This window comes from Coxiella-like endosymbiont of Rhipicephalus sanguineus (genome assembly GCF_018687865.1).
On record NZ_NIQB01000062.1, the window covers coordinates 1 to 11535 of the forward strand.

An 11535-nucleotide genomic window follows, 5' to 3' on the forward strand; every position below is an offset into this window, starting at 1 on the left:
TCATGCGGATAATTTGCTTAACCCGAAAAAAGGGTACAGTATAATAGCTACAATTAGCAGTGCTGCTAAAGGTTTTCTTTCAAAGACTGGTTTTTTGCAAAGTCGAATTGATGGCCATTTTCTCTTTACAGCGTGGGATCAAACTCGCTTTATTATTCGAAGTTCACTAGGTTACACCGCCATAAAAAATATCGTTAATTTACCGATTTCGTTTCAATTTTTCGCAGGCGGGGCTCAAAGCTTACGGGGATATAGTTACAATTCAATTGGCCCTGGACGAGGTTTGGTTGTGGGTAGTTTTGAAATTCAACAAAAAATTGTGAAAAACCTTTATCTTTCAGCTTTTATTGATGCGGGAAATGTAAGCGATCAGATTTCTAAAAATAAATTAAAAGTTGACATTGGTCCAGGTTTAGTAATATTAACCCCTATTGGCATGTTCGAACTCACCATTGCCAACGCAATCAGTGAATCTAAAAAGCCTGGGTAATTCAATTTTCCATGGGATCACCATTATGATAACGAAATGGATAACTGGAGTTATTATCGGGCTTACTATTTTAATTTTAGTTCTTACTTTAATGTTCACAACACCTATCGGTCTACGGGTAGGATTAAAAATTGTAAAAAAATAATACCGGGTGAATTCACTTATTCAACAGCTTCAGGTCTTGTCCATGGGCCTTTAACTTTCACGAATTTTAATTATCGACACAACGGACTTAACATTATGATCGATAAATTAGCAATTGACTGGCAACCCCTTTATTTGTTAAGAGACCAAGTGTCTATATTTCATTTGGCGGCGAAAAATACTAAAATTATCCTGTCTCCTCAACCAGATGATGAAAAAATACGCAACCTGTTAAAAGAACCGCTTCCAATCGCTGTACATATTCAAAGCGGATCTTTTTCTAATTTGATTATTCAGAGGAATGCAAAACCTTATCCGATACATTTCAAAAACCTTTTGCTCCATAACGTGGCTCTCAACAATTCATTAATTGCTACGATAGATGGTCAAATGATTGAACCTTTTCCGGTAAATATTCACCTAATTTCTTCTGGGACCTGCGATAATTATCGTATTGCGCTCCGAGCAAAAAATCGTGATATTGATTGGCTCATTACGAGCAAAGGCACTCAAGAATGGATCGAAGCTCAAACACACGAAGCGCATACATTAAATGGGCAACTCAATGCTTTCATGAAAATTCAATTTGAGCCTACTTTCCGCTGGCAAATGGATGTTGATATTGCTCATTTAGATCTACAGAGAATCCTTAATAAATGGCCTCACCAATTAACTCTTCAACTTAGAACAGAAGGGTATTATGAAAATAAAACGGATGTTATACCTAATTTTACTATGACAGGAATGTTGCAATCTCAAAAAGCTTACATACATATTACCGGCCAACACCAACAGCAATGGGATTTGAATTGGATTGCAAATGTGGAAGATTTTTCGAATTTATTTGCGACAGCTCGTGGAACTTTACAAGGCCATGGCACAATCACTGGCCCTTCTAAATCACCTATCATTATGGGCGATATGATCGGTCATAATATTGCTTTTCCGAGTATTAAAATCAATAAACTGGAAAGCCATTGGCACATCGATTCTCTTTTTAATCAAGCCTTCGCTCTCCAACTCCACGCACAACAAATTCAAACTCCTACTCTACAACTATCGCAATTGGAAGTTAATGCTAGGGGACAACAACACGCGCACTATGTCGAGGCAGAAATGTTGATTGACGATAGATCTTCTGGAAAATTTGTTATTACTCTAGCAGGAGCGGGCAATATACAAAATAAGGTTGGGACTAGGATTTTTCATCAATTTAACATTCAGTCACAAAAATTCGGAGATTGGAACGCCGATCAGCCCGTAAAAATCACCATTAGCCAAAACCAAACTATCCTCGCTCCAATTTGTTTGCACTCCGGGCAAAATCATATGTGCTTGCAAGGTCAATGGGGCACAAAACCCATTTCTTTTATTCGCGGAAAATTAACTATAAACTCCAATGATCTAGGTCTTATTAGCGCTATTCTCCCAGACACCATTCAACCTCATGGGCAATTAATTGCTAACCTAGATATTAGCGGGTCATCTACACAACCAGCTATCTATGGTACGGTAGAATTGCGACAGGGAAATATCAATTTTCCAGGATTGAGAGTGAGTCTTACTAAGGTTCAAGCTTCTATAGAAGCAACCTGGTCAACCATTTATTACCATTTAGAAGGTTACTCCCAAAATCAGCTAGTCCAAATCGTGGGTCAAACACAATTAAATATACCGGGTTACCCAACAACGTTTAGTTTGCGTGATGAAAATGTTTTAATTGTAAATACTCATCAATATATAATTTACGGTTCACCTGATTTAAGAATCGATATTGCGGGACGAGATATCGACATAACTGGTACGCTCATCATTCCTCGCGCTATTCTTAAACCCACTACATTTAGTCGCTCCACCATTTTAACGGGTGATGCGGTTTTTGTGGGTCCTGAAGTTGAAAAGGAATCCCTCTGGCGAATCAATATAGATATCCAAGTTATGCTGGGTGATCAAGTCGTTATTGATTCCTTGGGGACAAAAGGTCGGTTGAGGGTGAATTTACGCTCTTGAAAACAGCGCCTCAGCCCCTAATTGCCAATGGTCGAATTACTATTATCGACGGAACGTTCACTACCCATGGGCGGACCTTGGATATCACCCCCCACTCTTCGATTAGTTTTATTCAAAGCCTAGTCACTAATCCTATTTTAGGCGTTCGCGCCGTATGCGTATTAGAACCTCGCCTATCGTTTCCCAGCCAGGGCCAGGCCTTGGGCTTGGAGGAGCGGTGACCATAGGTATTGATATTGATGGAACTTTACACCATCCGGAAGTCAGCTTATATGCTTCAGATCCTGATCTCACTCAAGCAGATATTTTATCTTATTTAATTTTCGGGCACCCCGCGAATGCGAATACGCCCGATAATGTGAATTTTTTAGTAGATGCTATTGATACATTAAACATCGGCGGAGGAAAAACTTCAGTAGGTGGAATTGTTGATCAAATTACTCAAGGCTTGGGGCTAACAGAATTAGGCATCGAATCCCAAACTACGGCAACTGCACTAGGGATTCCCAGCAAGAGCCCTACTCAAAGCTCCTTTGTAGTGGGGCGGTATTTATCGCCACGTCTTTATGTTCGATACAGTCGTGGAATAACCACACCAATCAATATCGTACAGCTTCGCTATCTCATCAGTGAAAATTGGGCCATCCAAACAGAAGCGAGCTCTTTAGGCAACGACGTAGATATCCTATATAGCATCGAACAAAATTAGACTAGTGCCTTATCACTTTTTAATATTAGGGATTTAGAAATTTATTTTCTCAACATCCGTAGATGGCCTGCGTACGGGATGATGGAACGGATTTTATAAGCACACGCGCGGGGAGGGGGGGCCTTAAAAATAAATATTGATTGTGGCGCTGGGCTTAATTTGGATTCGGTATTGCTCCTGGTATTGAAGTGTTGGTTAGCTTATGAAAAAGATTTGAATTCCTCGCGTTTTAAATCGCTGTTTGCACAGAACTTATGGTTGAATTAGTGAATTGTACGTCTCCCCAGAGAGAAAGATGTTGATGTGTAGAACGAAAGTTCTCTATAATTGTCTGAATTTCCTCCAACAGACCCTGCGCTGTCTCGAAACTAGCACTAATTCTATCTTAGATTTCTGAGTATTCATCGAGCTTATTTACGTAGTATTAGTAGTAGATAGTAGACTGTCTACTTGTTAGACTGTCTAACTTGTTCTAATAGAAAAAATAGAAAAAAATATTTATCGATAGTCACACCCAAATCAATATCAGAGCAAACGATTTGATTAGCGAAGAAAAAGAATTTTTTCCAAAAATAAATTGCTGTAGTTAAATCTTTAACTTGCCTATCATGAAGATAATTCTGATGCCAAACCTTGGCTAAAAAATAACAAATTAAGCACCTAATGCGATAAGACAGTTTCCTTTCCTTCTTTTTCTTCATTCGATATTTTTTTATCATTTTTGTTTTGTTCCAGTTCCGAAAGCACTGACTCTAAAGCCGCGGTATAGGTCTCAGACTGATTGCTGAGACTCTCAAGCTATTTCACTGATGGTATAACGTTGCAATTCATTAAATACGAGTAGAAATTTTACAAGAAGAGGAGAAACATGGACCGGTGAATCAGTTGTATCTCCAGGTATTGCGGTTGCCTCTCTCGCTACTTCTTATTTTTTTCTTCTTGTTTTTTCTTCTTTTCCTTCTTTCTCTTTTCCTTCTTTCTTTTTAAAGGCAATCCCAGCTGCTAACCAAAATATTCCCCAAGGATGTCAAGCAGGATCTATAAATGCCAACAAAGTCAGCGTGATTGCTAATCCAATTTGGGTAATCAAAATCCACCCTCACCTATGCCATAAATTAAGAGAGGTATACTGTGGTCCATGAACAGCACTCATAGAAACTTGATAAGATAGGCGTACTGTAAAAGACTGAGACTCACAATAAGCATCAAACTCACTCCCGCAGTGGTATACCAAGCCTGGAGAGTGCCAGTTAGCAAAACGAAGGGCAATGTAGAAGAAAAACTGAGAAAAAAACTGCGATCACGCGGCGATTAAACAAAAATTTAATTGGTCCTTTTTGGTTTTTGTGACTCATCTAACATTCATTCATTCATTGATACAAAAATTCACCGTCCCCTATTAAGGAAGGATTGCTATTTTCTTACCAAAGTCCCTATGACTGTGTTAAAATAGGAGAAAAATTTAACAATTCATTTTATAACTATGATTAGCGTTTTTGAATTATTTTCCATCGGTGTGGGGCCTTCCAGTTCACATACCGTGGGCCCTATGAGAGCAGCTCATGATTTCATCCAGACTCTCCAGCACAAATTAACTCATATTGACCGAATAACAATTACCCTCTACGGATCTTTGGCTTTTACCGGAAAAGGCCACGGTACGGATAAAGCCGTTACTCTAGGACTGATGGGTGAACAACCTGAAACTATTGATCCAGATAGCATCGATGATCAAATGAAACAAATTCGTGATAAAAGCAAATTAAGCTTATTAAAGCAACATACGATTAATTTTTCTGCAGAAAGCGACCTTATTTTTAATTATCAGAAAGTTTTTGATTTCCATTCAAATGGTCTTGAGTTCGCAGTTTATGACGCTAATAAAACCTTGATTAAAAAATCTTTGTATTTTTCCATTGGTGGGGGCTTTATTGTTAAGGATGAAAATAAAGATCAAGAAGTTTCTAACGGTCTTCCACTGAATACTCCATACCCTTTTAATTCCGCTGCTGAACTTATGGCTTACTGCCAAAGGGACAATCTCTCCATCGCTGATATCATGTTAGCCAATGAGAAAATGGGCCGAAACGAAAAAATTATTAAAGAAAATTTATTGTATATCGCCGCGATTATGGAAAATTGTATTAATAAAGGCTGTCAATCCGATGGTTTTCTGGCAGGTCCTTTACGGGTACGACGACGTGCCCCTTCGCTTTATCGCAAGCTATTGATTCTGGGTCCACCGACGGCTCAACATCCTCAAACCATGAATTGGTTGAATGTCTACGCAATGGCTGTTAATGAAGAAAATGCAGCGGGAGGTCGTGTCGTGACAGCACCTACGAATGGGGCGGCGGGAATTATTCCAGCAGTTTTAAGTTATTATAAATATTTTTGTAAAGGGGCTACTGAAAAAGGTGTTATTGATTTTTTATTAACAGCCGGTGCTATAGGCATGCTCTATAAAAAAAATGCTTCTATTTCGGGCGCTGAAATGGGTTGTCAGGGAGAAGTAGGTGTTGCATGTTCTATGGCTGCAGCCGGCTTAACAGCTTCTCTAGGCGGCACTGTGGCCCAAGTAGAAAATGCTGCTGAAATAGCAATGGAACACAATCTCGGCTTAACCTGCGATCCCGTTGGAGGGCTGGTGCAAATTCCCTGCATCGAACGTAATGCGATGGGTGCCGTTAAAGCAGTGAATGCGGCTCAATTAGCCCTTTCTGAGGATGGCGAACATAAAATATCCTTAGATATGGTAATTGCTACTATGCGCGAAATTGGCCGGAATATGAATTCTATTTATAAAGAAACCTCAAAGGGCGGGTTAGCTGTTGTGGTTAATATTACTGAATGCTAATAAGTAGCTGGCTAGCCTTAAAGCGCTTTGGGGATCAAACAGATCGAGAGTTTTAGTGGGAATTAGCTCAAAATGGTTTTTCTTTTTTCTTTAAATGCCGAAAATAAAAGAACATCGCTAATTTTATTAAGTTGTTAGGATAACGGGCCGTTAGTTTAGTTTAGTCATAATTTCAGGAATAATAGTAGCACAAACAAGCTGGTGTGAATTTAAATTATAAGCTGAATAGTCTTAATCAATCTTCGTCCACTAAAATAATGATTAGCATGCTGTTTTGCGTAAGTTATATTTAAGTTATAAGAATAAAAAAAACCCTACCGTTTTTTAAAACGGTAGGGTTTTTTAATAAAAACCTGGCGGTGACCTACTTTCGCATGGAAATAACCATACTATCATCGGCGCTGAGCGTTTTCACTTCTGAGTTCGGAATGGGATCAGGTGGGACCCGCTCGCTATAGCCACCAGGAAACTGGTGAAATTTAGTAAAAGGGCTTATGTAAAACCATTTAGGGTACATAGTCAAGTCGCACGATTAATTAGTACAGGTTAGCTTCACTCATTACTGAGCTTCCACATCCTGCCTATCAACGTTGTAGTCTTCAACGAATCTTTAGGGACCTCTAGGGTCCGGGAGATCTCATCTTGAGGGGGGCTTCCCGCTTAGATGCTTTCAGCGGTTATCCTGTCCGTACTTAGCTACCCGGCAGTGCCACTGGCGTGACAACCGGAACACCAGAGGTACGTCCACTCCGGTCCTCTCGTACTAGGAGCAGCTCCTCTCAAATCTCACGCCCACGGCAGATAGGGACCGAACTGTCTCACGACGTTCTAAACCCAGCTCACGTACCACTTTAAATGGCGAACAGCCATACCCTTGGGACCGGCTACAGCCCCAGGATGTGATGAGCCGACATCGAGGTGCCAAACACCACCGTCGATATGAACTCTTGGGTGGTATCAGCCTGTTATCCCCGGAGTACCTTTTATCCGTTGAGCGATGGCCCTTCCATAAAGGACCACCGGATCACTAAGACCTACTTTCGTACCTGCTCGACTTGTCAGTCTCGCAGTCAAGCACCCTTACGCCTTTGCACACAATGCACGATTTCCGACCGTGCTGAGGGTACCTTTGTACTCCTCCGTTACTTTTTTGGAGGAGACCGCCCCAGTCAAACTACCCACCATACACTGTCTCCAACCCGGATAACGGGTCAAGGTTAGAACCTCAAACACACCAAGGGTGGTATTTCAAGGATGGCTCCACTGGAGCTAGCGCTTCAGCTTCAAAGCCTCCCACCTATCCTACACAGGCATATTCAAAGTTCAATGTAAAGCTGTAGTAAAGGTTCACGGGGTCTTTCCGTCTAGCCGCGGGTACGCTGCATCTTCACAGCGATTTCAATTTCACTGAGCCTTGGGTGGAGACAGCGTGGCCATCGTTACGCCATTCGTGCAGGTCGGAACTTACCCGACAAGGAATTTCGCTTGAAATCTTAACTTATTCAATTAATTTGTAATTTGAATAGGTCGAAAAGTAATTTTACTTTTCCTACATGTCGCCATGTAGTCGGGACTATATCTTTATTCGAAGTTTATCGCGAAGTTTATCGAATATCCGGCATATAGTCTCTGAGGATTCTGATAAATTCGGCTCGCTATTGTTGACGATTTATTGTTTGAAGTAATTTCAGTAATCTTAATCAAACCTTTTCCTAAATAAAGAGGAAATAAAGAGGATATCTTGCTTCAATTAACTCAAATTAACTCAAGATATTTTGCAAATTTCTCAAAAGTTCAATTCCTTTGAAGTCTACAATGAATATCGTCAAAAAAACGGAATGATTATTGAATGATTATTTCTAATAAATCTTTCCGCCGTCTTACGAGATATCAATACAAGTGGTCTTTATAATTGTCATAAAACACTTGATAGCCAGTTTTGTTGTAACCTTTCTGAGTTTTTCTACTTTGCTGTTTAACGTTTAACAAAGCCAATCGAAAAGTATCCTTCGCCATATCTACAAAACTAACTGTCTAATCCAATTTTTTTTACCAGTCTTTCCTGCTGATTGTCCGCACCTGTCAGATTTTCACTGCTTTACATAAAAATTAAAAAATTTTATGTAAAGCGAGTACTGCAGGATGCTCGGAGTTTCCAGCATATAGCCAGATTTTACTAAGGCAGCAATCCTACCTTAGGACCGTTATAGTTACGGCCGCCGTTTACCGGGGCTTCAATTCGGAGCTTCGCCCGAGGGCTAACCCCATCATTTAACCTTCCGGCACCGGGCAGGCGTCACACCCTATACGTCCTCTTACGAGTTTGCAGAGTGCTGTGTTTTTAGTAAACAGTCGCAGCCACCTGGTATCTGCAACCCTCTTCAGCTCCAATCGCGAAGACTTTCACTTACTAAGGGCACACCTTCTCCCGAAGTTACGGTGTCATTTTGCCTAGTTCCTTCACCCAAGTTCTCTCAAACGCCTTAGTATTCTCTACCTGTCCACCTGTGTCGGTTTGGGGTACGGTTCTACAATACCTGAAGCTTAGAGACTTTTCCTGGAAGCCTGGCATTAGTCACTTCGCATGAACGAGTCATGCTTCGTCATCATATCTCAGAATTGAGTTCCCGGATTTGCCAAAGAACTCTTCCTACGCACTTAAACCACTACAGCCATCGAGTGGCTGACCTAGCCTTCTCCGTCCTCCCATCGCAGTATTGTAAAGTACAGGAATATTAACCTGTTTCCCATCGACTACGCATTTCTACTTCGCCTTAGGGGCCGACTCACCCTGCGCCGATTAGCGTTGCGCAGGAAACCTTGGACTTTCGGCGTGTAGGTTTTTCACCCACATTATCGTTACTCATGTCAGCATTCGCACTTCTGATACCTCCAGCAAACCTCTCGATTTACCTTCGCAGGCTTACAGAACGCTCCTCTACCAGCTCCAAAAAGAGCTCCGCAGCTTCGGTACATAGTTTAAGCCCCGTTAAATCTTTCGCGCAGGACGACTCGATCAGTGAGCTATTACGCTTTCTTTAAAGGATGGCTGCTTCTAAGCCAACCTCCTGACTGTCTGAGACTTCCCACATCGTTTTCCACTTAACTGTGATTTTGGGACCTTAGCTGGCGGTCTGGGCTGTTTCCCTTTTCACCACGGACCTTATCACCCGCAGTGTGTCTCCCGTGCTAAAACTTCTTGGTATTCGGAGTTTGCTTCGGTTTGGTAGGCCGGGATGGCTCCCTAACCGAAACAGTGCTCTACCCCCAAGAGTCATACACGAGGTGCTACCTAAATAGCTTTCGAGGAGAACCAGCTATCTCCGAGCTTGATTAGCCTTTCACTCCTATCCACAACTCATCCCCTACTTTTTCAACAGTAGTGGGTTCGGGCCTCCAGTCAGTGTTACCTGACCTTCACCCTGGCCATAGATAGATCGCCCGGTTTCGGGTCTACTTGTTGCAACTAAACGCCCATTTCAGACTCGGTTTCCCTACGCCTCCCCTATACAGTTAAGCTTGCTACAACAAGTAAGTCGCTGACCCATTATACAAAAGGTACGCCATCACACTTCCAAAGAAATGCTTTGACTGCTTGTACGCATACGGTTTCAGGTTCTATTTCACTCCCCTTGCCGGGTTCTTTTCACCTTTCCCTCACGGTACTAGTTCGCTATCGGTCAGTAAGGAGTATTTAGCCTTGGAGGATGGTCCCCCCGTATTCAGTCAAGATTTCACGTGTCCCGACCTACTCATCGTTACCCACATTATTAGCCCTTTTACATACGGGGCTATCACCCACTATGGCTGAACTTTCCAGAACATTCTGCTAAAGCCAATAATGATTTAGTAACTAGGCTGTTCCGCTTTCGCTCGCCACTACTGACGGAATCTCGGTTGATTTCTTTTCCTCTGGGTACTTAGATGTTTCAGTTCCCCAGGTTTGCCTTATGTGCCTATGAATTCAACACACAATAACCTTTACAAGGTTGGGTTTCCCCATTCGGAAATCTCCGGATCATTGCTTGTTTGCCAGCTTCCCGAAGCTTATTGCAGGCTACTACATCCTTCATCGCCTCTTACTGCCAAGCATCCACCATACGCGCTTATTCACTTGACTATGCAACCCTGAATGATTTCACGGTTGCTACGTCAATAACGACATTAGAATACCTAAAATTGGCGCCTTTACTTTTTCACCGAATTGTTAAAGAACTCCCTGCTTCGAATAAACTGTACAGGGTTTACCATCATACATTAAATAAAACATGAATGGCAAGAGAAACAAACGAAAGTTAAAACTTGTCTAAAGCTAAGCATAATCCATAAATTAGATCCACAAATTAGTTCCCTATGCGTAGTTTTAGCGAAGTATATGGAGTGGAGCCAGCGGAGTCGAACCGCCGACCTTCTGCTTGCAAGGCAGATGCTCTCCCAACTAAGCTATGGCCCCGAAATTGGTGGGTCTGGGAAGATTTGAACTTCCGACTTCACCCTTATCAGGGTGCGCTCTAACCAACTGAGCTACAGACCCGAGTTCATTAATCAGACATCTCAGGAACTTTCGTTATACCTGATTCTAAAATTCTGAAATAAACTCAGATCCTGGATTCTAAATTGCTAGAAAGCAGTTTGTGTGGATACACGTACGATAATTTTATCACTTTAAAGTTAAGGAGGTGATCCAGCCGCAGGTTCCCCTACGGCTACCTTGTTACGACTTCACCCCAGTCATAAATCATACCGTGGTGAGCGGCTTCCCGAAGGTTAGCTACCCGCTTCTGGTACAATTCACTCCCATGGTGTGACGGGCGGTGTGTACAAGGCCCGAGAACGTATTCACCGCGACATTCTGATTCGCGATTACTAGCGATTCCAGCTTCATGGAGTCGAGTTGCAGACTCCAATCCGGACTACGAGCAGCTTTTTGGGATTAGCTTTACCTCACGGTTTAGCAACCCTTTGTACTGCCCATTGTAGCACGTGTGTAGCCCTACCCGTAAGGCCATGATGACTTGACATCATCCTCACCTTCCTCCGGTTTATCACCGGCAGTCTCCTTAGATTCCCGGCCGAACCGCTGGCAACTAAGGACGAGGGTTGCGCTCGTTACGGGACTAACCAACATCTCACGACACGAGCTGACGACAGCCATGCAGCACCTGTCACTCGGTTCCTAAAGGCACCAAGTCATTTCTGACAAGTTCCGAGGATGTCAAGGGTAGGTAAGGTTTTTCGCGTTGCATCGAATTAAACCACATGCTCCACCGCTTGTGCGAGCCCCGTCAATTCCTTTGAGTTTTAATCTTGCGACCGTACTCCCCA

General features: G+C 42.2%; 3 protein-coding genes, 2 tRNA genes, 3 rRNA genes and 1 pseudogene. 4 read left to right on the top strand and 5 right to left on the bottom strand.

The window, feature by feature from the left end; all coding sequences use genetic code 11:
* The 4 genes and pseudogenes from B1F79_RS03630 to B1F79_RS03645 form a co-directional block, all read left to right on the top strand.
* On the top strand, positions 1-490 hold a 490-nt coding region (locus tag B1F79_RS03630), incomplete at its 5' end, for a BamA/TamA family outer membrane protein (RefSeq protein ID WP_251366032.1).
* A gap of 888 nt (positions 491-1378) precedes the next feature.
* Positions 1379-2865, top strand: a pseudogene (locus tag B1F79_RS07225) (translocation/assembly module TamB domain-containing protein).
* Positions 2862-3353 carry a translocation/assembly module TamB domain-containing protein gene (locus tag B1F79_RS03640; RefSeq protein ID WP_251366033.1) on the top strand — a complete coding sequence of 164 codons (492 nt, stop codon included), beginning with the start codon at positions 2862-2864 and terminating at the stop codon, positions 3351-3353. The pseudogene B1F79_RS07225 and the gene B1F79_RS03640 overlap by 4 nt, the downstream one beginning before the upstream one ends.
* A gap of 1483 nt (positions 3354-4836) precedes the next feature.
* The gene (locus B1F79_RS03645) at positions 4837-6210 is read left to right on the top strand and encodes an L-serine ammonia-lyase (protein ID WP_251366034.1); all 1374 of its coding nucleotides are present in this window, start codon (positions 4837-4839) and stop codon (positions 6208-6210) included.
* A gap of 351 nt (positions 6211-6561) precedes the next feature.
* Here the strand turns inward: B1F79_RS03645 and rrf are convergent.
* From rrf to B1F79_RS03670, 5 genes are all read right to left on the bottom strand, one after another.
* Positions 6562-6676, bottom strand: a 5S ribosomal RNA gene (gene rrf / locus B1F79_RS03650).
* 49 nt (positions 6677-6725) lie between these two features.
* Positions 6726-10330, bottom strand: a 23S ribosomal RNA gene (locus B1F79_RS03655).
* 261 nt (positions 10331-10591) lie between these two features.
* Positions 10592-10663: transfer RNA gene (locus tag B1F79_RS03660), tRNA-Ala, on the bottom strand.
* Between the two features lie 5 nt (positions 10664-10668).
* Positions 10669-10744 (bottom strand) — tRNA-OTHER (locus B1F79_RS03665).
* Positions 10745-10882: 138 nt separating this feature from the next.
* A 16S ribosomal RNA gene (locus B1F79_RS03670) occupies positions 10883-11535 on the bottom strand; the annotation flags it as partial.

Coding starts and splice junctions, on each gene's coding strand:
- B1F79_RS03645 (WP_251366034.1), top strand. CDS start 4,837: ATGATTAGCGTTTTTGAATTATTTTCCATCGGTGTGGGGCCTTCCAGT.